The sequence below is a fragment of the Anaerotignum sp. MB30-C6 genome, from assembly GCF_030908465.1.
Lineage (GTDB): Bacteria > Bacillota > Clostridia > Lachnospirales > Anaerotignaceae > Chakrabartyella.
This window is the reverse complement of sequence record NZ_CP133078.1, coordinates 2,978,374-2,999,451: the sequence shown is the minus strand read 5'-3', so window position 1 is coordinate 2,999,451 and position 21,078 is coordinate 2,978,374. Positions and strand designations below refer to the sequence as shown.

General features: G+C 40.9%; 22 protein-coding genes and 3 tRNA genes. 20 read left to right on the top strand and 5 right to left on the bottom strand.

The window, feature by feature from the left end; all coding sequences use genetic code 11:
- Nucleotides 1–77: 77 nt before the first annotated feature.
- Entirely contained in the window at nt 78–1,565 is a 1,488-nt protein-coding gene (glpK, locus tag RBQ60_RS14770) for a glycerol kinase GlpK (RefSeq protein WP_307884432.1), read from the bottom strand.
- A gap of 66 nt (nt 1,566–1,631) precedes the next feature.
- Complete coding sequence (locus RBQ60_RS14765; protein WP_307884431.1) at nt 1,632–2,240, bottom strand: MBL fold metallo-hydrolase; 609 nt, start codon at nt 2,238–2,240, stop codon at nt 1,632–1,634.
- A 289-nt stretch (nt 2,241–2,529) separates the two neighbouring features.
- Here RBQ60_RS14765 and RBQ60_RS14760 point away from each other — a divergent pair, with 289 nt between their 5' ends.
- Nucleotides 2,530–2,997: a VOC family protein gene (locus RBQ60_RS14760; protein ID WP_331654214.1), complete on the top strand. Its 468-nt coding sequence runs from the start codon at nt 2,530–2,532 to the stop codon at nt 2,995–2,997.
- A gap of 89 nt (nt 2,998–3,086) precedes the next feature.
- On the opposite strand, the gene gltA is transcribed toward RBQ60_RS14760, so the two are convergent.
- The gene (gene gltA / locus RBQ60_RS14755; RefSeq protein ID WP_307884430.1) at nt 3,087–4,478 is read right to left on the bottom strand and encodes an NADPH-dependent glutamate synthase; all 1,392 of its coding nucleotides are present in this window, start codon (nt 4,476–4,478) and stop codon (nt 3,087–3,089) included.
- Nucleotides 4,479–4,493: 15 nt separating this feature from the next.
- Complete coding sequence (locus tag RBQ60_RS14750) at nt 4,494–5,348, bottom strand: sulfide/dihydroorotate dehydrogenase-like FAD/NAD-binding protein (protein ID WP_307884429.1); 855 nt, start codon at nt 5,346–5,348, stop codon at nt 4,494–4,496.
- Nucleotides 5,349–5,550: 202 nt separating this feature from the next.
- On the opposite strand from RBQ60_RS14750, the gene mazG reads away from it, so the two are divergent.
- The 15 genes from mazG (at nt 5,551) to RBQ60_RS14675 (ending at nt 15,329) form a co-directional block, all read left to right on the top strand.
- Nucleotides 5,551–6,339 carry a nucleoside triphosphate pyrophosphohydrolase gene (gene mazG / locus RBQ60_RS14745; protein ID WP_331654213.1) on the top strand — a complete coding sequence of 263 codons (789 nt, stop codon included), beginning with the start codon at nt 5,551–5,553 and terminating at the stop codon, nt 6,337–6,339.
- A 44-nt stretch (nt 6,340–6,383) separates the two neighbouring features.
- Nucleotides 6,384–6,659, top strand: a complete 276-nt coding sequence (locus RBQ60_RS14740; RefSeq protein WP_307884428.1) for an HU family DNA-binding protein — start codon at nt 6,384–6,386, stop codon at nt 6,657–6,659.
- Nucleotides 6,660–6,848: 189 nt separating this feature from the next.
- The gene (locus RBQ60_RS14735; protein ID WP_307884427.1) at nt 6,849–7,088 is read left to right on the top strand and encodes an RNA-binding S4 domain-containing protein; all 240 of its coding nucleotides are present in this window, start codon (nt 6,849–6,851) and stop codon (nt 7,086–7,088) included.
- 258 nt (nt 7,089–7,346) lie between these two features.
- Complete coding sequence (yabP, locus tag RBQ60_RS14730; protein WP_307884426.1) at nt 7,347–7,625, top strand: sporulation protein YabP; 279 nt, start codon at nt 7,347–7,349, stop codon at nt 7,623–7,625.
- 15 nt (nt 7,626–7,640) lie between these two features.
- Nucleotides 7,641–8,243: a spore cortex biosynthesis protein YabQ gene (yabQ, locus tag RBQ60_RS14725; RefSeq protein WP_307884425.1), complete on the top strand. Its 603-nt coding sequence runs from the start codon at nt 7,641–7,643 to the stop codon at nt 8,241–8,243.
- Complete coding sequence (locus RBQ60_RS14720) at nt 8,236–8,502, top strand: FtsB family cell division protein (RefSeq protein WP_307884424.1); 267 nt, start codon at nt 8,236–8,238, stop codon at nt 8,500–8,502. The genes yabQ and RBQ60_RS14720 overlap by 8 nt, the downstream gene beginning before the upstream one ends.
- A gap of 64 nt (nt 8,503–8,566) precedes the next feature.
- Nucleotides 8,567–8,640: transfer RNA gene (locus tag RBQ60_RS14715), tRNA-Met, on the top strand.
- 11 nt (nt 8,641–8,651) lie between these two features.
- Nucleotides 8,652–8,723: transfer RNA gene (locus RBQ60_RS14710), tRNA-Glu, on the top strand.
- Between the two features lie 29 nt (nt 8,724–8,752).
- Nucleotides 8,753–8,825, top strand: a tRNA-Val gene (locus RBQ60_RS14705).
- A gap of 142 nt (nt 8,826–8,967) precedes the next feature.
- Complete coding sequence (locus RBQ60_RS14700; protein WP_307884423.1) at nt 8,968–9,492, top strand: ECF transporter S component; 525 nt, start codon at nt 8,968–8,970, stop codon at nt 9,490–9,492.
- A gap of 296 nt (nt 9,493–9,788) precedes the next feature.
- The gene (locus tag RBQ60_RS14695) at nt 9,789–10,358 is read left to right on the top strand and encodes a manganese efflux pump MntP (RefSeq protein WP_307884422.1); all 570 of its coding nucleotides are present in this window, start codon (nt 9,789–9,791) and stop codon (nt 10,356–10,358) included.
- Between the two features lie 10 nt (nt 10,359–10,368).
- Nucleotides 10,369–10,917 carry a phosphatase PAP2 family protein gene (locus RBQ60_RS14690; RefSeq protein WP_307884421.1) on the top strand — a complete coding sequence of 183 codons (549 nt, stop codon included), beginning with the start codon at nt 10,369–10,371 and terminating at the stop codon, nt 10,915–10,917.
- Nucleotides 10,918–11,051: 134 nt separating this feature from the next.
- Nucleotides 11,052–11,984, top strand: a complete 933-nt coding sequence (locus tag RBQ60_RS14685) for an AEC family transporter (protein WP_307884420.1) — start codon at nt 11,052–11,054, stop codon at nt 11,982–11,984.
- Between the two features lie 431 nt (nt 11,985–12,415).
- A complete protein-coding gene (locus RBQ60_RS14680) occupies nt 12,416–14,395 on the top strand; it encodes a sodium-translocating pyrophosphatase (RefSeq protein ID WP_307884419.1) in 1,980 nt (659 codons plus the stop codon).
- Nucleotides 14,396–14,654: 259 nt separating this feature from the next.
- Nucleotides 14,655–15,329: a DUF2461 domain-containing protein gene (locus tag RBQ60_RS14675; protein ID WP_307884418.1), complete on the top strand. Its 675-nt coding sequence runs from the start codon at nt 14,655–14,657 to the stop codon at nt 15,327–15,329.
- A gap of 212 nt (nt 15,330–15,541) precedes the next feature.
- Here RBQ60_RS14675 and RBQ60_RS14670 read toward each other — a convergent pair whose 3' ends face one another.
- Nucleotides 15,542–16,192: an adaptor protein MecA gene (locus tag RBQ60_RS14670; RefSeq protein ID WP_307884417.1), complete on the bottom strand. Its 651-nt coding sequence runs from the start codon at nt 16,190–16,192 to the stop codon at nt 15,542–15,544.
- A gap of 155 nt (nt 16,193–16,347) precedes the next feature.
- Here RBQ60_RS14670 and RBQ60_RS14665 point away from each other — a divergent pair, with 155 nt between their 5' ends.
- The 4 genes from RBQ60_RS14665 to rpmE all read left to right on the top strand — a co-directional run bounded on the left by RBQ60_RS14665 (nt 16,348) and on the right by rpmE (nt 20,999).
- On the top strand, nt 16,348–17,964 hold the full coding sequence (locus RBQ60_RS14665) for a CvpA family protein (RefSeq protein ID WP_307884416.1): 1,617 nt from the start codon (nt 16,348–16,350) through the stop codon (nt 17,962–17,964).
- 176 nt (nt 17,965–18,140) lie between these two features.
- Nucleotides 18,141–19,223 (top strand): LysM peptidoglycan-binding domain-containing protein, encoded by a 1,083-nt coding sequence (locus RBQ60_RS14660; protein ID WP_307884414.1) that lies wholly within the window; start codon nt 18,141–18,143, stop codon nt 19,221–19,223.
- Between the two features lie 21 nt (nt 19,224–19,244).
- A complete protein-coding gene (gene rho / locus RBQ60_RS14655; RefSeq protein WP_307884412.1) occupies nt 19,245–20,678 on the top strand; it encodes a transcription termination factor Rho in 1,434 nt (477 codons plus the stop codon).
- A 117-nt stretch (nt 20,679–20,795) separates the two neighbouring features.
- On the top strand, nt 20,796–20,999 hold the full coding sequence (gene rpmE, locus RBQ60_RS14650) for a 50S ribosomal protein L31 (RefSeq protein ID WP_307884411.1): 204 nt from the start codon (nt 20,796–20,798) through the stop codon (nt 20,997–20,999).
- Nucleotides 21,000–21,078: the final 79 nt, after the last annotated feature.

Genomic DNA, 21,078 nt, shown 5'->3' with positions numbered 1-21,078 from the left:
TTACTTTCGTTGACTATAAATCTACCATATATTGTGTTTCATTGCAATAAAAAATATGAAAATAACTACATATAGTTTTATGGATTCTTGGAAAGTGCCTGATTTACGGCGTTTCTCCATCCCATATATTTTATTTCTGCTGATTCTTTTGTTATTTTGGGGGAGAATGCGCAAGAAACTTGCCAATTTCTTCTGATTTCTTTGATGCTTTTCCAATAGCCTATAGCAAGACCTGCTAAATATGCAGCCCCAAGGGCTGTGGTTTCCAAAGTGGAGGGGCGTAAAACGGAAACACCCGTAATGTCCGATTGAAATTGGAGCAAAAAGGTATTGGCAGCGGCACCGCCATCCACCCGAAGCTCAGCCAAGGGAATTCCTGCATCTTGCTCCATGGCATGGAGAACATCATAGGTTTGATAAGCCATGGATTCTACGGCAGCACGAACGATATGGGCACGATTTGCCCCTCTTGTTAGCCCTGTCAACACCCCTCTTGCATAGGGGTCCCAATATGGGGCACCCAAACCTGTAAATGCAGGAACCAAATAGACACCGCAGGTGTCCTCTACGGAACGGCAAAGGCCTTCCGTTTCCCCTGTGGAGGAAATCATTTTCAATTCATCTCGCAACCATTGAATTGCCGCACCAGCAACAAAAACAGAGCCTTCTAAAGCATAGGTTACCTTATTGTCTAGACCCCAGGCAATTGTGGTGAGTAAGCCGTTTTTGGAGGTGACGGGGATATCTCCTGTGTTCATCAGCAAGAAGCAACCTGTACCATAGGTATTTTTTGCCGTTCCCGGGGAGAAACAAGCCTGTCCAAACAAGGCCGCCTGTTGGTCGCCAGCAACACCAGAAATGGGAATAGAAGCACCAAAAAGAGCGGGGATTGTATGACCTACAACACCTGAAGATGGAACAACCTCTGGCAAAATGTTAGTAGGGATTTCTAATAAATCCAAGATTTCTGTATCCCAAGACAGAGTGTGTATGTTAAATAGCATGGTGCGGGAGGCGTTGGAATAATCGGTAGCATGAGCTTGACCTCCCGTTAGGTTCCAAATCAGCCAAGTGTCTACGGTTCCAAAGAGCAAGTTGCCTTTTGACGCCAATTCCTTTGCACCCTGTACATTTTCCAAAATCCATTTTATTTTTGTGGCGGAAAAATAAGCATCAAGGAGTAAGCCTGTTTTTTCACGGAAAAAGTCGGTATAGCCCTTCTCCTTTAATTCGTCACAAAAAGGAGCGGTTCGACGGCATTGCCAAACGATACCATGATGAAGGGGGCGACCATTTCGTTTATCCCAAAGTATTGTGGTCTCCCTTTGGTTGGTAATACCGATGGCACTAATATCTTCGGCGGAGATTCCCTTTTTTTCTATAACCTCTCTGGCGGTTTCCAGTTGGGTTTGCCAGATTTCCATGGGATCATGCTCTACCCAGCCTTGTTTGGGGTAAAACTGACTAAACTCTTTTTGGGAGGTGCAAACTGCTTGTCCAAATTGATTAAACAAAATGGAGCGGGAGCTGGTTGTGCCTTGATCTAGAGAAAGGATACATTTCATTTTGAAAGCCTCCTTTGTGATAGAAAAACCCCGTCCCCCAAAAAAGGGGGCACAGGGTTCTTTTGCTTACATATAGGGATTAGACATTCTTTCAATGCCCAAGGTGGTAGAGGGACCATGGCCTGGGAACACTGAATAATCACCAGGAAGGTTTCTCAAGCGTTTCAAAGAGCGCAAAATAGTATTCCAGTCTCCCGTTGCCAAGTCTGTTCTGCCACAAGAGCCTTGGAATAGGGTATCGCCTGAAAAGATATTATCTTGCAAAATAAAGCAAAGGCTACCTACTGTATGGCCTGGGGTAAACATCACTTGGAATTTCAAATCCCCTACGGTTATAATATCGCCATCGGATACGAGTTCATCTGGGATAATAATAAATTCACCACCGCAGTATAATGAAGAGTTGATGGCAGGATCAGTCAATACAGGCATCTCATCTTTTCCTGCAATAACTTTGCATCCGTACTTGTCCTTTACCAAGTCCACGGCACCAATATGGTCATAATGGCCATGGGTAAGTAAAATATGGGTGGGGTTAAGGTTATTTTCTGCAATATAAGAAAACAAGGGTCTGGGGTCACCATCGCAGTCGATGATGGCAGTGTTGCCTGCATCGTCAGAAACTACGTAACAGTTTGTCCCGATGGAACCCATTGCAAGGATTTTGATTTTCATTAGGAGCCTCCTTTATTATTAGAATTAAAATGTTCGAAAATTCGTCTGTATAGATTATAGCAGAAGAGTGAGGGTTCGCCAAGAAGGAATATTGGAAATACGGGCAATGAGGGCTTTTTTTGGAATATGACAAAAAAGCGGGATATATTTTTACGGCTTGGGGCAGATGGCAAGGGGAGAAGATATATATTTTATTTTTTTAATTATGATAGTATGTTGTACTTATTCACTTTTTGGTATAATTCTTTTATGGAGCAGTTTAGGACGAACGAACTGAAAAAGGAGGTTTATGATGAAATTTCAATTAGCATTATTGGCCGTTAAAGATGTGGAAGTCTCAAAAAAGTTTTATAAGGAACTTTTTCTACAAGAAGTCGTTCTTGACTTGGGGAAAAATGTTACTTTTAGCGGTGGATTTGCAATTCAGGAGGACTTTGCCTGGCTTGCAAACGTAGAGAAGGATTCCGTTTTGAAAAAGTCTAACAATATGGAGCTTTACTTTGAGGTTGAGGACTTTGATGCATTTTTGCAGAAGCTGGACAGGTTTGAAAATATTAATTATGTTCATCCTCCTAAAAAATATGAATGGCAGCAAAGGGTGGTACGGATTTATGACCCTGATCATCATATGATTGAAATCGGAGAGTCTATGGCCGTTATAGCTAGGCGCTATTTCGCAGAAGGATACTCTGTGGAAGAAGTGGCAAAGATGATTCAACACCCCACTGCGTTTGTTGAAATGTGTCTACAAGATTAATTGTTCGAGGAAAAAGGGTATCACCCAAGTGGGAGATACCCTAATATATTTCTTCTGTATCAATTTTAAAATTTTCTAAACTAGGAGAATTACTTACTTTTTAAGTATTCATCAATGGCAGCTGCCGCTGTTTTACCAGCACCCATTGCAAGAATTACCGTTGCGGCACCTGTTACGGCATCGCCGCCAGCATACACGCCTTCTCTTGTTGTCTGATTGGTTTCCTCGTTTACCACTAAGCAACCTTTACGGTTTGTATCCAACCCTTTTGTGGTACTTCTAATCAGTGGGTTCGGGGAGGTGCCGATAGACATAACTACGGTGTCAACGTCGATGATATAGTTGGAGCCTTCTACGGCCACAGGACGTCTTCTACCGCTGGCATCGGGTTCGCCTAATTCCATTTTAAGGCACTCAATACCACTAACTTGACCTTTTCCGTTGTCCAAAATTTGTACGGGGTTACGCAAAAGGTGGAATTCAATGCCTTCTTCTTTTGCGTGGTGAACCTCTTCCAAACGAGCGGGCATTTCAGCTTCGGAACGACGGTATACAATGTAAACGTGTTCCGCACCAAGACGTTTTGCACATCTTGCAGCATCCATAGCAACGTTACCGCCACCTACAACGGCAACAGATTTGCTCTGGCGGATAGGGGTGTCATACTGGGACTGATATGCTTTCATTAAGTTGATTCTGGTTAAGTATTCATTTGCAGAGTATACACCTACGAGAGCTTCTCCAGGGATATTCATAAAGGAAGGCAGACCTGCACCTGTACCGATAAATACTGCATCGAAGCCCATGTCATCGATGATTTCATCGATGGAAAGGACTTTTCCGATTACCATATTTGTGAGGAACTTTACGCCCAAAGCAGCCAAAGTATCAATTTCTTTTTGAACAATGCTCTTTGGCAGGCGAAATTCAGGGATACCATACACCAATACACCACCAGCTTTATGGAACGCTTCAAAAACGGTTACATCGTAACCGGCTTTTGCCAGATCCCCTGCACAAGCAAGGCTGGAAGGGCCAGAGCCAACTACAGCAACTTTTTTGCCATTTGATACGGGTTTTTCGGGGGTTTCGTCGCAGTTTGCCATATACCAATCTGCAACAAAGCGTTCCAAACGGCCGATGGCAACGGCTTCACCTTTGATGCCACGAACGCATTTTGCTTCACACTGGCTTTCCTGAGGACAGACACGACCGCATACTGCGGGCAAAGCATTGGTGGAAGTGATTACCTTATACGCTGCCAAAAAGTCGCCTTTTGCAACTTCGGTAATAAATTCGGGAATGCGAACGTTTACTGGACAGCCCGCTACACAGGGTTTATGCTTGCAGTTAAGACAACGGGTTGCTTCTTCCATTGCCATTTCAGCGGTATAACCCAAAGATACTTCTTCAAAGTTTTTATTTCTAACATCAGGTGCCTGTTCGGGCATTTTGATTTTTTCTAAACTCATATTAGCCATGACACATTTTCCTCCTTAGTGAATTAAATCCTTTGCCATTTTATCCATTCTACAAGCATGGTCTTTGGTAAGCTCTGCTTCTCTTTCTTTATAAATGGAGTTACGGTTCATCAGTTCATCGAAATCTACCTGATGGCCGTCAAAGTCGGGGCCGTCAACGCAAGCAAATTTGATTTCGCCGCCAACGGTAACACGACAACCGCCACACATGCCTGTCCCATCAATCATGATCGGGTTCAAACTAACGACTGTTTTAATTCCAAAGGGTTTTGTGGTCAAGCTTACAAATTTCATCATAGGGATAGGGCCGATAGCGATGACAGTATCGTAATTGTTACCCGCCTCTATGAGGGATTTTAACTTATCGGTAACAAAGCCTTTTTCGCCTTGTGTTCCGTTATCGGTCATTAAGTAATAGTTTGTAGATGCCGCTTTCATTTCATCTTCCAAAATAACAATATCTTTGTTTCTAAAACCAGCAATTACATCAACTTCTACACCCAGATTATGCAGGGCTTTTGCTTGAGGATATGCAATGGCACAACCAACACCGCCACCTACAACGGCAACTTTTTTCATACCTTCATGTTCTGTTGCAACACCTAAAGGACCAACGAAATCAGAAATGCTATCTCCGATTTCTTTTGCTGCAAGAAGGTTGGTGGAAAGACCCACTTTTTGGAAGATGATGGTTATGGTACCCTTTTCTCTGTTATAGTCTGCAATGGTAAGGGGAACCCTTTCGCTAAACTCATCAACACGAAAAATAATAAATTGACCGGCTTGTGCTTTTTTTGCTACAAAGGGAGCTTCAATCTCCAGGAGAGTTACAGCACTGTTTAACTCTCTTTTATCAACGATACGAAACATGAGGCAAACTTCCTTTCTCTACTGTGTTTTTGCCGCTTTCATTTGGCGGTTTTTTTTGATAGAATTATCATAACACAAAAATGATGGGGACAAAAGCGAAAAAACGCTGTTTTTCTGGGGCATAATAGACAAAAAGTTATTGGGTTTTTAGGCAACGGGAGACATTATATGGCAAGTTTTTGATTGATTGGAGGCTTTAATTTTGGATAAAAAGTACAGTTTAGGGGATTTGGTGGATATTATAAAAAGATTGCGTGGTGAGGGCGGATGTCCATGGGACAGAGTACAAACCCATGAATCTTTAAGAGAGTCCATGTTGGAGGAGGCCTATGAGGCTGTCGACGCAATTGAGCGAAAAGACATGGAAAACTTAAAAGAAGAACTAGGGGATTTTTTAATGCAGGTGGTTTTTCACGCTGAAATTGAAGAAGAAGCAGGTCAATTTACCATTGAAGATGTGATTCAGGGGATATGCAAAAAAATGGTTTACCGCCACCCCCATGTTTTTGGAGATAAAGAAGCAAATACTGCGGATGAAGTTTTGATGAACTGGGAAGCATTAAAAAAAGAGGAAAAGCAGATCACCACTCAAAGTGAGGCTATGAAGCAAATTCCTATGGCGCTACCAGCGTTAACCCGTGCCCAAAAAGTGCAGAAGAAAGCGGCAAGCGTAGGCTTTGATTTCTATGAAACAGGCGGAGCAATGGAGAAGGTAAAAGAAGAGATAGAGGAGCTGACAGAGGCCGTAGAACAGGGCTTAGGCACGGAAGAAGAAGAATTTGGGGATATTTTGTTTGCAATGGTGAATATCTCTCGGTTTTTAAAAATAAATCCAGAGTTTGCCTTGACAAAAGCCACTAAAAAGTTTATAAATAGATTTGAGTATGTTGAGAATTCAGCCCTTTCAGAGGGAAAGAAGCTTTCTGAAATGACTCTGAAAGAAATGGATTTGCTGTGGGATGAAGCAAAAGGCAAGACTTTATCTGATTGAGATCCAAATTACACTTAATGAACTATATTGAGGAGGAATTTATAATGAACAAATCTGATTTGGTAGCGGCTATCGCGGAAAAGGCAGAAATGAGTAAAAAGGATGCTGAAAAGGCTCTGAAAGCATTTGAAGATGTAGTAACAGAAGAACTTGCAAACAACGGTAAAGTACAGTTGGTAGGTTTTGGTACATTTGATGTTGCAGAAAGAGCGGCTCGCGAAGGCAGAAACCCTCAGACAGGTGCGGCAATGCCTATCCCTGCTTCCAAAGCTCCCAGATTCAAAGCTGGAAAAGCTCTGAAAGATGCAATTAATAAATAATTATCGTTTGCCGATAACGCGCCTTTCGTGAGAAGGGCGCTTTATATTTTTTATTGGTCCAGTTAAGATAAAGGTGTGCGACATGTTCGAAAAAGCAAAGGCTCCACATTTCTTTTATTAGAATTTTGTCGAAATAAGCACTACTTATATTAAGGTTAAAACTAATTAACATAAGAGGGAGGAAGTACATTGCGTATTGATAAGTTCCTTAAGGTTTCAAGAATTATTAAACGCAGAACAATTGCCAATGAGGCTTGTGATGCAGGAAGGGTAATGATCAACGGTAAGGTGGTAAAAGCAGGCGTTGAAGTGAAGATTGGTGATGTGATTGAGATTCAATTTGGCAGCAACACTACAAAAGTTGAAGTGTTAAGCCTAAAAGAGTCTCCCCGCAAAGAGGATGCAACCTCCATGTATCGTTCTGTTTAACCCAGTGATAGGGTTTCAATGTTAAAAAGTGAAGTGTTGGAATATAGCCCTAAGAAGCAAAAATGATAGAAAGGCAGTAGAGAAATGACAAGCAAATTCGTTGCCACTGGATCAGGTAGAAAAGAAAACTCCATCTATAGTATGGTCTATATAAAAACACCTTTTGTCTTTGTGCAAAAGGTGTTTTCTTATACAGTCTAAAAGCTTTGCCACGGACATATATTGTTAGCAGACGATAAAATGCAGGAGGCTTATGTTATGGCAGAGGACAAAAAGCGAAGCAGACATACAGTATCCATGGAAGAGCGGGAACGCATTCGCATGGGTGGTGTTTTAGAGGTATTATCTTTTGATGAGGAAGGGGTAATGCTTGAGACAGAATGTGGATTGATGATGTTAAAGGGGACTGGGCTACATATGGGCAAACTGGACCTGGATGAGGGGGAGGTTACCATAGAGGGTTTATTTGATAGTATTACATACTCTGATGGGGCTTTGTCGGATAAACATTCTTTTTTAGGGAAGTTGTTTCGATAAAAAGGGGAGATTGTAATGATACTATCTTTACAGGGGCAGGCGCAGTTGTTTCTGTTGACTGTGATATTGGGAGGTGCCTTAGGCTTGGTCTATGACTGCCTAAGGGTTTTCCGCCATATAATTCCTCACAAACGCCTTTGGGTGCAGTTGGAGGATGGGATTTTTTGGCTGGCTGCTATTTTTTTTGTATTTGCCGTTATGCTTGGGGCAAATGCTGGGGAAATCCGATTTTTTGCCATACTAGGGATGTTTGGAGGAATGGGACTATACTTTCTCACGTTAAGCCATTTGGTGCTTGCCATTAGTGATCGGGTTATTTACATGGTGAAAAAAGTCCTTTTTTTGTTGTTTACAATAATAATGACACCTTTTCGATTGGTTTATCTTGTTATTCGTAGACCTTTGCGGAAAACAGGGCGTTTTTGCGGTAAGATCAAGAAAAAAGTATTGCATTCCTGTAACTTTTATGCAAAAATTAAACTAAACGCTATTAGGAGAGATTGGCGCATAGCAGTAAGAAAGAAACGGAAAAGTGGTGACAACCTCAATGAGCAAAAAAGGAAGGCAAAAGGGCGAGCCAAGAGAAAGAAAGGTAAAAAAGACACGAAGAATGGATAAGATATTTGTTCGTGTATTTTTAAGTGTTTTCGTTTGCGCCGTAGGGTTTGGCATTGCCAGCCAAGCCAAGGCTTATGAGTTGATTAGACAGGAGCGGCAGGAGATTGCATCCCAAATTCAAGACGAACAGCAAAAGCAAGAAGAGTACGAAAACCGCAAGGAGTATTATAATAGTGATAGCTACATAGAGCAAATTGCAAGAGAGCAGTTAGGCATGATAAAACCAAACGAGGTTTTGTACATAAACAGAGGGCAGTAAAATTAAAGGAAAAAAAGTCTTGACAACTTTTAGCGGAATGGGTATAATTAACGGGTCGACTTGTGGCGGAGTAGCTCAGTTGGCTAGAGCATGCGGTTCATACCCGCAGTGTCGGGGGTTCAAATCCCTCCTCCGCTATTAGCTTTTTCGGCCCGTTGGTCAAGCGGTCAAGACGCGGCCCTCTCACGGCTGAAACAAGGGTTCGATTCCCTTACGGGTCAAGAATAAAATATTAATTTTGCTTAAGCATGGAAGTTTAGCTCAGCTGGGAGAGCATCTGCCTTACAAGCAGAGGGTCACAGGTTCGAGCCCTGTAACTTCCATTCTTTTTTTGCCCCAAAAAGTGTACCCATACAATAATGGAAAGTGTACCCCTACAATTCTTGTTTTTTACCCTTGAGTATCTAGTCAGAAAAGACGACATATGATAACCTTTTATTAACAAATAGGAGGGTGTGATACACAATGAAAATGTCAACAAAAGAGGTATGTATTCAAGGGTTATTGGTGGCCCTGGTTGCCGTAAGCACCATGATATTTCAAATACCCGTTTCGGCTACCCAAGGCTATATTCACTTAGGCGATAGCATGATATTGCTGATTAGTGTATTCTTTGGTGCCAGATATGGTATGGTTGCCGGTGGTGTTGGATCTGCTTTGGCAGATATTTTAAGTGGCTATGCGCATTGGGCATTATTTACCTTTATCATCAAAGGGATTATGGGATATTTAATCGGAAAGGTTGCATCTTTTTCCGAGAAAAACGAGAAATTCATTACTTATCGGAATATGCTGGCATCGGTATTAGGAATCATCTGGATGGTTTTTGGATATTTTATTGGCGGCGGTATTTTGAAGAGCAGCTTCGCAGTAGCAGCTGTGTCTATTCCGGAAAATATAATTCAAGGGTTTTCAGGTTTCGCCATTTTTGTTGTAGTTGGTATTGCATTTCATAGGGCGAAAATTTATAAGTATGTTTTATCCCGATAAGGACAACAGAAGAGAGTTATCGTTATTGAAAAAAGGGTTATTGCTGTTTTATCAGCAACAGCCCTTTTTTTAATTTTTAAAGGAGGAATTCATAAAATTTTTATATTTGTAAATACTGAGTTTATTACATGGAAGAAGGATAAGAAAAACTGTATGTACTTTTACGTTTCGACTGTCATAAAATTTAATAATATAGTGGACACTAGGCTTTTTATTTGTTGACCATGAAAAGAGGCTGTGTTATATTTACACCACTGAAGGCTTTTTGCCTTACCAAAAGATTGGAGGAAACGACTTTGGAATTTGTTACAATTTTATTGGTTGCGGTGAGTTTGGCTATGGATGCCTTTGCGGTATCCATTTCTAACGGGGTTTGTGTAAGAGGGTTTGGACAAAAGGATGCAATAAGACAGGCTGCTTATTTTGGTGGCTTTCAGTTTCTAATGCCTGTGATTGGTTGGGTATTGGGCAGTAGTGTAAAAACCTACATAGAGGCGGTAGATCATTGGATTGCGTTTATCTTATTGCTCATTATTGGACTGAATATGATTCGTGAAAGCTTAAAGGGCGATGAAGATGGAGCCAAATGCGAAAGTATCCTCACGAATAAAATGCTTATTTTGCAAGCGGTTGCCACCAGCATTGACGCATTGGCAGTTGGGATAAGTTTTGCAATACTTGATATTAACATCCTCCATGCTGCAATAGTCATTGGAATTGTATCCTTTGTGATTTCTTGTCTTGGTGCATGGGCTGGGAGATGTTTGGGAGACAAACTTCAAGCAAAGGCTGAAATTTTGGGTGGCGTTGTGTTAATTTTAATAGGCACAAAAATTTTAGTTGAGAGTTTATTTTTTGGGGGTTAATACAGAAGTTATGGCGTGGTTGCAATCATTAGATATTGAAGTTTTAACGGGGTTGAGAGATGTTTTTTGCAGTCCATGGTTGGATAAACCGATGATGTTTATTTCGAAGTTGGGAGATGTAGGATTCGTTTGGATTGCCCTAACGGCTATTTTTCTTTTACTAGGGAACAGAAAGTACCCATGGAGGACATGGGGGTTTTTGTTGGGACTTTCTTTGGCCTTAAATGCTTTATTATGCAATGTGCTGGTTAAACCAATGGTGGCAAGGGTTCGGCCCTATGATTTGCTGGGTTATGAAGTCTTGGTGGCCCATCTTGGGGACTATTCCTTTCCCTCGGGTCATACTGCGGCGTCCTTTGCTGCAGCTACGGCAATTTACACCATGAATAAAAAATGGGGCATCATTGCATTTATTTTTGCCTCTCTCATGGGCTTTAGTCGTCTGTATTTGGGTGTTCATTTTCCTACGGATGTTTTGGTTGGAGCATTTTTTGGCTGGAGCATGGCAACGTTAGCCATTTTTATTTTTAGAAGGCTAGGTTTGAAAAGTCGTATTTAGTCAAAAGAAAACATTGCAAAGATAATTCCTATCGTTTAGAATATAAAAATGAATCCTTTTTTAGGGATTTGTGGTGTTCTTCTCAATTAAGGGGAGGAGAGCCACCAAGTTCTAGAGGGAAGAAGGTTAGAGTTATGGCAATACCTGTTGTTTTGCAGTTACTCACTATGGTCATTTTAATGATCATTGGGATTATTCTGCAAAAAATGAAGTACCTATCAACGGCAAATGCAAAGGGATTATCCATTGTATTAACCCGTGTAGCAGTTCCATGTAATATGATCATATTGATGCAGAGAGAGTATTCAACTGAAATTTTCATGGGATTTTTAAAGACTTGCGGCGTAACTTTTTTCGTGTGTTGCCTTGGGGCTTTGATGTTTTTTGTCATAGGCAAGATGAAGAAAATGAGCCTAAGCCAGGTGGGGCTTTTTTCTGGAGGAGGCGTTTACAGCAACGTTATCTTTATGGGACAGCCTTTAATTATGGCAATGTATGGTGAAGAAGGCTTGATTTTCTGTGTGGCGGTAATGTTTACATGTAATGTTTTTTTATTTACTGCTTGCTCTTTCTTATTCGGCTTAGGAGGGGAAAACAAGAAGTCTTTTGGCAGGATGATGAAGGAGGCATTTTTAAATTTAATTTGTCTTTCTGCAATCATCGGCGTCTTCTGTTTTGTGAACTCTATTGCTTTGCCTTCACCAATTTATGACGCATTACTATTTTCTGCCAATACAACCGTTTGTTTATCTATGCTTTATATTGGTACCTTATTGGCGGCGGCGAATGTGCGGGAGATATTTAAGGACAAAGTGGTGTATCTTTTTAGCTTCTTGACACTAATTGTAATGCCCATCATGACAAAGTTAGTTGCTGGGATGTTTTTGGGCGGGATGGCCTTGAATGTTTTGGTGGTTCTTATGGGAACTCCAGCGGCTGCTGCGCTGCCCTCTTTTGCAGAGCTTTATGGGAACGACGAAAAGCGTGCATCGGAGTATGTTTTTGTTTCTACAATTTTATCTGTAATCACCTTACCTTTGGTTGCAGAATTATTATGCACAGCATAAGAATGAATAACGTGATGAATCCCTTCATCACGTTATTTTTTTATAAATATTGTAGAAATTTAGAAGATTTTTTTGTATTTTTAATTTTTATGCATAAAATTATTCGAATTTAGCAAAATTTTTTGAAAAATTATGGATATGTACGGTTGAAAGGGTTGATTTTTATTAAACAAATCGTTTATACTAGTGCGTGGGACAGAATGAGGCTAAAGCAAGAATGCATGCAGCGGATACTGCACTCAACTCTGCTAGGGACAGGGCTAACCATAGCAGACGATAGGGCGGTGCCTTTGTCATTTTATTAACGGACAATCGTTTGCTCATGAGTTCATATTGTGGCGGTCGGGTTTTGTTATTCCGATTTTTTGATCGGGTGGAAATAATAACTATAATTTAATATCAATTCAAAAGAGAAACAGGGGGATTTAATCATGGAAAACTTGATGTACTTGGCGCCTGTATTTGGTGTACTTGCGCTGGTGTTCGCCTTTGTTCTTGCGGGCAGAGTTAACCGCGAAGAAGAAGGTACAGAACGTATGGTAGAAATTGCAGCTGCCATCAGAGAAGGTGCAAATGCTTTCTTGAAGGCAGAGTACCGTATTTTAGTTATTTTTGCAGCAGTATTATTTGTTTTAATCGGCTTTGGCGTAGACTGGATGACAGCAGTTTGCTTCTTGTTCGGTGCAGTTTTATCTACCCTTGCTGGGTACTTCGGTATGTCTGTTGCTACAAAGGCAAACGTTAGAACTGCAAACGCAGCTAGAGTTGGCGGTATGAATAGAGCCCTTTCTATCGCATTTAGCGGCGGTGCTGTAATGGGCATGTCCGTAGTTGGCCTTGGCTTGTTAGGTGTTGGTGCAATTTATGTATTAACCCAAAATGCAAACATTTTATTTGGTTTTGGTTTGGGTGCATCTTCTATCGCTTTATTCGGTCGTGTTGGCGGTGGTATTTACACAAAGGCTGCTGACGTTGGTGCTGACTTGGTAGGTAAGGTTGAAGCTGGTATCCCAGAAGACGATCCTCGTAACCCTGCAGTTATCGCAGATAACGTAGGCGATAACGTAGGTGACGTTGCAGGTATGGGTGCGGATCTTTTCGAGTCTTATGTTGGTTCCATTATTTCCGCAATCACTTTGGGTGTTCTTTACTTCCAGGTGGAAGGCGCAGTATTCCCCTTAGTGTTGGCAGCAGTTGGTATTTTGGCTTCCATTATCGGTAGTTTCTTTGTTAAGGGCGATGAAAACTCCAACCCTCACAAAGCATTGAAAACAGGTTCTTATTCTGCGGCGGTTTTGGTTGCAATTGCTTCTTTTGTTTTGAGTTATTTGTTCTTTGGGAACATGCAAGCGGGTATTGCCATTGTTGCAGGTTTGATTGTAGGTCTTTTGATTGGTGTTATCACAGAAGTTTATACTTCCGGCGATTATAAATCCGTAAAGAAAATTGCGGATCAGTCTGAAACAGGCCCTGCAACAACAATCATCAGCGGTTTGGCTGTTGGTATGGAATCCACAGCTATTCCCATTGTTTTAATTGTAATTGGTATTTTTATAGCTTACTCTGTTTCTGGTCTTTACGGCATCGCTTTGGCGGCTGTTGGTATGCTTTCCACAACAGGTATTACAGTAGCAGTTGACGCTTACGGCCCTATCGCTGACAATGCTGGTGGTATTGCTGAGATGAGTGGTTTGGACCATTCTGTAAGAAACATTACAGACAAGCTGGATGCAGTTGGTAACACAACAGCAGCTATGGGTAAAGGTTTCGCCATCGGTTCTGCTGCTTTGACAGCGTTGGCACTGTTCGTGTCCTACGCAGAATCTGTTGGTTTGACAGAAATCTCTATCCTTGAGCCTAGAGTAATCATTGGTTTGTTCATCGGTGGTATGCTTCCTTTCCTTTTCTCTGCATTTACAATGCAGTCTGTAGGTAAAGCGGCATTCGAAATGATTGAAGAAGTAAGACGTCAGTTCCGCAGCATCCCTGGCATTATGGAAGGTACTGCAAAACCTGACTACAAAAAATGCGTTGAAATTTCTACAACAGCAGCATTAAAAGAAATGATGGTTCCTGGTATCATGGCAGTTGCAGCACCTTTGGTTGTTGGGTTGCTTTTGGGTACATCAGCTTTGGGCGGTTTGTTGGCTGGTTCCTTGGTAACAGGCGTATTGATGGCGATTTTCATGTCCAATGCCGGCGGCGCATGGGATAATGCGAAGAAGTATATCGAAGAAGGCAACCACGGCGGTAAGGGCAGCGAAGCTCATAAGGCAGCCGTAGTTGGTGACACTGTAGGTGACCCTTTCAAAGATACTTCTGGTCCTTCCATCAACATTTTAATTAAGCTGATGACAGTTGTATCTCTGGTATTTGCACCATTGTTCATGTCATTTGGTAGCCTTCTGTAATAAAAACAATTTGGCGGACGTTTATGTCCGCCTTTTTTTTTATTGTTTGGGTTTAATGCGGTAAAAACCACTGGCTTTACATGTGAGAGTAAAAGGCTAATAAGGGTTTTATGTTTTAAGCCCTTCATAGGGGCGGCCCACTCAAATTACCTTAGCGGATGGCCGTGATTTGGTCATAGTTTTTCTGTTTAAATTATACTTTTCTTGTATCTATCGGAAATAGGTTATGATATAATTGCTGAAATAAGGAGTTGAGAATATGCAGATGTTTACTGGTTTTTTTCCTGAAACCATAGATTTTTTGTGGGAAATCAGAATGAATAATAACAAAGAATGGATGGATCAAAACAGAGAGCGATATAGAGAAGTATTAAAAAGTCCCTTTGACCACTTCGCTGTGGATGTAGCAGAGAAATTTGAGGACAGCACGAAGGAGAAGTTAGGTTGGGCGGTTTCAAGAATCAATCGGGATATTCGATATTCTAAAGATAAAAGCCCATACCGTGCGTGCCGATGGGTGGTTTTTAAGGAACCTGCGGCTGGGGGAACCACATGGAAAACACGCCCTACTTTTTATTTTGAATTAACCCCCGAAGGTTATACCCATGGCATGGGGTTTTATGAGGCCACACCGGCATATATGAAGGCATTTCGCAAGAAAATAGAAACCAGACCTGAGGTTTTTTGTGATATTATTAGGGGCATCGAAAAAAAAGGCAAGTTTGTTTTGGTGGGGGAGGACTATAAAAAAGTTGACCCATCAGGATTGCCCTTGGAAATTTCCAACTGGTATGTCAAGAAAAGTTTTGCCCTGATTGAAACAAAGCAAATAGAGGGAATTATATTTAAACGGGATTTGTGCCAAAAGCTGGTTGAAGACTGGAAGGATTTAATACCCCTATATCGTTATTTGAAAGAAATAAAAATTGATTAAATCCCACCAGCTAAGCTGGTGGTTTATCATGCCCCTATAGATGGGGGCTGATTGAAATTCCTAAGACAAAAGCCCTACCTTTATCACGAGGAAAATGCAGAAACCTTACAGCTAAAGCAGAACTTCCCCTACTTCCTGTAGAGCAGGTGGCTTTTCAAGCTAAAGCGAACAAAAAAAGTCCCTAAGGAATTTTCATCCCAGGGACTTTCTTTTTAATCAGCAAAGGTTTTTGCCAGTGTTTCAACGGCATTTTCCTTAATCATTGTTTCTCCGTGTTCCAATAGGTAATATTTCGCTAGTGATGTGGAAATGTGTTTTTGACCGAATTCATCTAATATTAGCTCTATGCAATCATTGTTTTCATCGGCGGTATATGTATCCGCCTGCAAAACGAGGAAAAATCTTTCGTTGCTTTTAAATAATTCACTTTCACCTCGATAGCAGTCGTCTAAGCGCAGACTGGCATGAATAACATCATCTAAAGTTTCAAAGGAGAAAATGAGTAAATCTTCATTATTATTGTTTTTTGCTTCAAATATATCTATAGACTTCTTTTTCCATTTATGGGTTTCTCTATTTTTCGATAAAAGGTCCATAGGGTTCTCGTTTTTGCTTTTTTGATCAATCTTGGTAACAATAATCATGATACCGTCAACGCCAACGGGAGCGGCTTCCACCATTAGGGGGGTGGTTTCGTTGATGAAGTCATATTCATCCAGCGCTTGTTCCATAATATCACGGAACAATTTTTGGGTTTTTTCCGAAGGATTAATTAAATCTTCCAGTTTTAAGTCCCGTTCTACCAAATCCGCTCTGGTAAGAGTTAACTTTAATTGGTTTTCGCTAACACGTTCAATTTTCATATTAATCACTTCCTTATCTTTTCATTAGAAAAACGGGTCGTGGTTAGATTTCCACTATACAATCTATGTGAAATATAGTATAGTATAATGAATTGGCGGCAAGATGTAAAGAGGGTAATAACGCCAGTTCTATTAATTTTTGTGAAGAAGGAGTGATGGCTGTGTTGAAAAAGCGGCTTATTCCAATGATTCTTACTGTTCTTGCCTGGGCAGGCATGTATTATTACTACTTACCACCGTTGAATATTCATTCTCGTGATTGCTGGATGTTTATGGTGGCCGTTGTAGTGGTAGGGGTTGTAATTAATTTTTGGACTATTTTCCGTGCGGTTTTTCTGGATAGAACCAGCCCCCAGCGGGCAACGAATCTAAAGATTATCAAGAAATTATTGATCATTCCAATTATCCTATGTGTTATTTATTTTGGTGGTACTTTGATATCATCTCCAATTTTACGGGCATCAGACTATAATAAGCTTTTGACCGTAGAAACTGGTGACTTTGCCACAGATATTCATGAAGTGGACTATAACAGAATTCCCATTTTAGATAGTGACTCAGCTTCAAGGCTTGCTGAAAGAGAGATGGGAAGCATGGTGGATATGGTTTCTCAGTATGAGGTTAGCCCATATTTTAACCAAATTAATTATCAAAACAAGCCTGTGCGTGTAACACCCCTTCGTTATGGGGATTTGATTAAGTGGGTTACCAACCGTAAGACAGGTATCCCTGCCTATATTAAAATAGATATGACAACCCAGGACGTTGATTTGGTTCGGTTGGAAGAAGGTTTGAAATATTCACCCTTTGAACACTTTGGCCGAAACCTTTACCGTTATGCACGTTTCCGTTACCCTACAGCTATGTTGCGTAGTATCAACTTTGAAGTAGATGAAAACGGAATTCCTTATTGGGTATGTGCCGTTGAAGATAAAACCATTGGTTTGTTTGGTGGTACAGACATTACTGGGGCTATTGTCATTAATGCTGTGAACGGTGAGCACCAATATTTTGCGGTTGCGGATGTTCCCCGCTGGATTGACAAGGTTTATGATGCAAACCTCTTGATTGAGCAGTATGATTATTACGGTACTTTGAAAAAAGGGTTCATTAACAGTGTTTTTGGTCAAAGAGAATGCTTAAAGAGTACCGAAGGGTATAACTATATTGCCTTGGAGGATGATGTTTGGGTATATACCGGTGTAACCTCCATTGGTGGTGACGAGTCTAACGTTGGTTTCGTATTGATGAATTCAAGAACAAAAGAAACCAGATATTATCAGATTTCTGGTGCCAAGGAAATGTCGGCCATGTCTTCGGCAGAGGGTCAGGTTCAGCACTTAGGCTATACCGCAACCTTTCCGATTTTGTTGAACATCGCTGATGAGCCCACATATTTCTTATCCTTGAAGGATGCAGCAGGTTTGGTTAAAAAATATGCCATGGTAAATATTCAGAAATACCAGATCGTTGCCATCGGGGATACGGTAGCAGAATGTGAAAAGGCATATCGTAATTTGATGGCGGGCAGTGGCATTGATACCGTAGATACCAGCAAGGCATTGAAGGTGAATGGTACAATTACCATGATGAAAGATGTTGTTGCTGAAGGAAACACCTTCTATTATGTGATGTTGGATGGCAGCGACGAACTCTTTGAAGTGGATGTTAAGAAATATTTGGGTATTTTGAAAAAGCAGCTTGGAGATACTATTTCTTTAGAATATGTTACAGAAGCCAACGGTGTGAATACAGTCATTGGGTTAAAGTAAAATAAGATTAAGAATGGCCACCGGGGAGCCGGTGGCTGTTTTTGCTTTTATTTATTACATTTTTTTGAAAAATTTCTAGTTATGTTGACACTTTTCCAGGAAGAATGTAAAATAATAAGATACAATGTGATTCTTATGAGCAAAAATAGGAGTTCACAATCCAGCGGAGGTTAACTATGAGCAGTGATAAAAATAGTAATACAAACTCGGGTTCCCGAGGTATAGGTGATAATGACAAAGAATATTACGAAGATTTGTATAATGATTTACCCAAGGAAGTCGTGGATATTTTGATGCAAACCCACCCTTTAATGGGCAAGGATGGAAATACTGAGATGAGTCGCTCCAGAAGACGCCCTTCAAGAGAAGACATTGAAGAAGTTAGGGAAGCTAGAATGCAGCAAGTAGGCAATGAAATCAATGAAATTAGAAAAGCACCTCAGCAGGAGGGTGACCCTACCAGATATGTTTCTCGGCGTGCAAGAAGCAATCCTATGGAGGATACGAATAATACCCCATCTACAGGGCATAAAATAGAACAGGACGAGTATGAAGATGGTATTCAGTATGTAAGTGTTATGCCTGCTCGTAAAAAATCAAGAATGGTGGAGGAAGTATCTCACCAGACATCTAACCCTTCCAAGCGTAAAAAATCAAAGAAAGAGGATGCTTTTGACGACTTTGCCTCTGTGGGTAGAGGACGTTATGAAGACTTGGATTTTGAAGAGAAAGCAAAGCAGGAGCATTTGGATAGTCTTTATGATGACTATGACGATGAAGATGATTACCGTGGTGGTGTAAATAAATTAAGTATAATTCTAGGGGTAATTGGGCTAGTATTAATTATATTCTTAATTTTCAAGTGCGTTAGCCTAGGCAGTAAATTAGAAGAAGCACAGAACCAAGTGACTGCCAGCCAAGAGTTGAGCAGCAAGTATGAACAAGTACAGCTTGAAAAGATGCAGCTGGAAGAACAGTTGGCGAACTTGCAGGGCAATAGCCCAGGAGAAAGTACCACTGGCAGTGAAGCAGGCCAAAATACTGAAGATTCTTCTACAACTACATCCAACACCACAGGAAGCGATGCAAGTGCATCTGGAAATGGAAAAGAATACGTGGTGGTACAGGGCGATACGGCTTGGAGTATTGCACAAAAGACATTGGGTAACGGTGCACAATATCAGAAAATTTTAGATGCAAACAATTTAAAGGAAACAGATACCATCGACGTTGGAACAAAGTTGATCATTCCTAGATGATAAAAGATAGGAGAATAGAAGATGGGAAACGATCTGCAGAAAAAAACTCTGGCAGAGCTAAGAGATATGGCGAAGGAAATGGACATTAAGTCCATTTCCTCCCTTAAAAAAAGTGAATTAATTGATAAAATTATGGAGAAGCAGTCTCAGGCAGAAGGAATGGCAGTTAAGCGTGTGACTGCTTATGGTTTTTCTCTGCCAGACGGTCAAGAAGCAGTGAAAAAAAATGAAGCAAACCTTGAGGCGAAAGAAGAAGAGACTAGCCATAGGGAAAGAAATATACAAAAGGACGAAAAGACTGCTGTGATGGAAAACAGTGTGCCTGGTGAGGGTATATTAGAAGTAATGCCTGATGGGTTTGGCTTTTTAAGAACACAGAACTTTTTACCCGGTGCTGGGGATATCTATGTATCTCCTTCACAAATTCGTCGTTTTAATTTGAAGACGGGGGATGCAGTAAGGGGGAATATCCGTACTGCCAGAGATGGAGAAAAGTTTGGGGCCCTTTTATTTGTGAGGTCTGTGAATGGAGATCAGCCGGATCAGGCAGCAAAACGCCCTAGTTTTGAAGATTTAACACCCATTTACCCTGAGGAGAAGCTTTGCCTTGAAGTAGGAAGGGAAGAGCTTTCAGGAAGGATTATTGACCTTTGTGCACCCATTGGTAAGGGCCAGAGAGGGATGATTGTTGCGCCGCCCAAGGTGGGTAAAACTGTGCTTTTGACACAGATGGCCAATGCTATTACAAAAAACCATAAAGAAGTACATTTAATTGTTCTTTTGATTGATGAACGTCCAGAGGAGGTAACGGACATTCAGCGTTCCATTGAAGGAGAAAATGTTGAAATTGTTTATTCCACTTTCGACGAACAGCCCGAGCATCATAAGCGTGTGACAGAAATGGTTTTGGAAAGAGCAAAGCGTTTGGTGGAACAAGGAAAGGACTTGGTTATTTTATTAGACAGCCTGACAAGATTAGCAAGGGCCTATAACCTGACCATTCCCCCCAGCGGAAGAACCCTTTCCGGTGGTTTGGATCCTGCCGCATTGTATATGCCAAAGAGATTTTTTGGTGCTGCAAGAAATATTGAATATGGCGGAAGTTTGACCATATTGGCAACGGCCTTGATTGATACAGGCAGCAAAATGGATGAAGTGGTTTTTGAGGAATTTAAAGGCACAGGTAATATGGAATTGGTGTTGGATAAACGTCTTTCCGAACGCCGTATTTTCCCTGCTGTGGATATTATTAAATCGGGCACGAGACGGGAAGAAAAGCTCCTTACAGATCAAGAGCTTGAATGCAATTTTACCCTACGTAGAATGGCAGCTACCATGAGCCAGATGGAGATGGTAGAAGGTTTTTATGACTTGATGAAAAAGACCCAAAACAACCATGAGTTTATGGAAAGATTACCTATCTGGGAAAAGACTTTGGGGCTATTTGATAAATGATAAAACCTTTTTTTGATTTTTTATTGCAAAGAGAAAAAACTTATGATAAACTACTAATGTTGTCTATAAATAATTAGGATTATTGATCAACAAATCTAAAAAATGAGGTGAAAGAAAATGAGAGAAGGAATCCATCCCGAGTACAATCAGGTAAAGGTTAGATGCAACTGTGGGAACGAATTCGAAACAGGTTCCACAAAGGAAGAAATCAGAGTCGAAGTTTGCTCTAAATGTCATCCTTTCTACACAGGCAGCCAGAAGTTGCTTCTAGAAGCTGGCGGTAGAGTTGAAAAGTTCAACAAAAAATACGGCAGAAAGTAATTTTTGCAAAAATAAGAGAGCAAAGAGTGGTAATAAACTTTTTGATTTCCTAAACTTAATGAAGCAAGATAGAAATGTG

What these genes read in the sequence shown, in the direction of transcription:
- RBQ60_RS14665 (WP_307884416.1), top strand. Translation starts at nt 16,348, where the DNA reads ATGGCTGTGTTGAAAAAGCGGCTTATTCCAATGATTCTTACTGTTCTT.
- RBQ60_RS14685 (WP_307884420.1), top strand. Translation starts at nt 11,052, where the DNA reads ATGGCAATACCTGTTGTTTTGCAGTTACTCACTATGGTCATTTTAATG.
- rpmE (WP_307884411.1), top strand. Translation starts at nt 20,796, where the DNA reads ATGAGAGAAGGAATCCATCCCGAGTACAATCAGGTAAAGGTTAGATGC.
- RBQ60_RS14700 (WP_307884423.1), top strand. Translation starts at nt 8,968, where the DNA reads ATGAAAATGTCAACAAAAGAGGTATGTATTCAAGGGTTATTGGTGGCC.
- RBQ60_RS14680 (WP_307884419.1), top strand. Translation starts at nt 12,416, where the DNA reads ATGGAAAACTTGATGTACTTGGCGCCTGTATTTGGTGTACTTGCGCTG.
- RBQ60_RS14740 (WP_307884428.1), top strand. Translation starts at nt 6,384, where the DNA reads ATGAACAAATCTGATTTGGTAGCGGCTATCGCGGAAAAGGCAGAAATG.
- yabP (WP_307884426.1), top strand. Translation starts at nt 7,347, where the DNA reads ATGGCAGAGGACAAAAAGCGAAGCAGACATACAGTATCCATGGAAGAG.
- glpK (WP_307884432.1), bottom strand. Translation starts at nt 1,565, where the DNA reads ATGAAATGTATCCTTTCTCTAGATCAAGGCACAACCAGCTCCCGCTCC.
- RBQ60_RS14750 (WP_307884429.1), bottom strand. Translation starts at nt 5,348, where the DNA reads ATGTTTCGTATCGTTGATAAAAGAGAGTTAAACAGTGCTGTAACTCTC.
- yabQ (WP_307884425.1), top strand. Translation starts at nt 7,641, where the DNA reads ATGATACTATCTTTACAGGGGCAGGCGCAGTTGTTTCTGTTGACTGTG.
- rho (WP_307884412.1), top strand. Translation starts at nt 19,245, where the DNA reads ATGGGAAACGATCTGCAGAAAAAAACTCTGGCAGAGCTAAGAGATATG.
- RBQ60_RS14690 (WP_307884421.1), top strand. Translation starts at nt 10,369, where the DNA reads ATGGCGTGGTTGCAATCATTAGATATTGAAGTTTTAACGGGGTTGAGA.
- RBQ60_RS14660 (WP_307884414.1), top strand. Translation starts at nt 18,141, where the DNA reads ATGAGCAGTGATAAAAATAGTAATACAAACTCGGGTTCCCGAGGTATA.
- gltA (WP_307884430.1), bottom strand. Translation starts at nt 4,478, where the DNA reads ATGGCTAATATGAGTTTAGAAAAAATCAAAATGCCCGAACAGGCACCT.
- RBQ60_RS14670 (WP_307884417.1), bottom strand. Translation starts at nt 16,192, where the DNA reads ATGAAAATTGAACGTGTTAGCGAAAACCAATTAAAGTTAACTCTTACC.
- RBQ60_RS14675 (WP_307884418.1), top strand. Translation starts at nt 14,655, where the DNA reads ATGCAGATGTTTACTGGTTTTTTTCCTGAAACCATAGATTTTTTGTGG.
- RBQ60_RS14720 (WP_307884424.1), top strand. Translation starts at nt 8,236, where the DNA reads ATGGATAAGATATTTGTTCGTGTATTTTTAAGTGTTTTCGTTTGCGCC.
- RBQ60_RS14765 (WP_307884431.1), bottom strand. Translation starts at nt 2,240, where the DNA reads ATGAAAATCAAAATCCTTGCAATGGGTTCCATCGGGACAAACTGTTAC.
- RBQ60_RS14760 (WP_331654214.1), top strand. Translation starts at nt 2,530, where the DNA reads ATGATGAAATTTCAATTAGCATTATTGGCCGTTAAAGATGTGGAAGTC.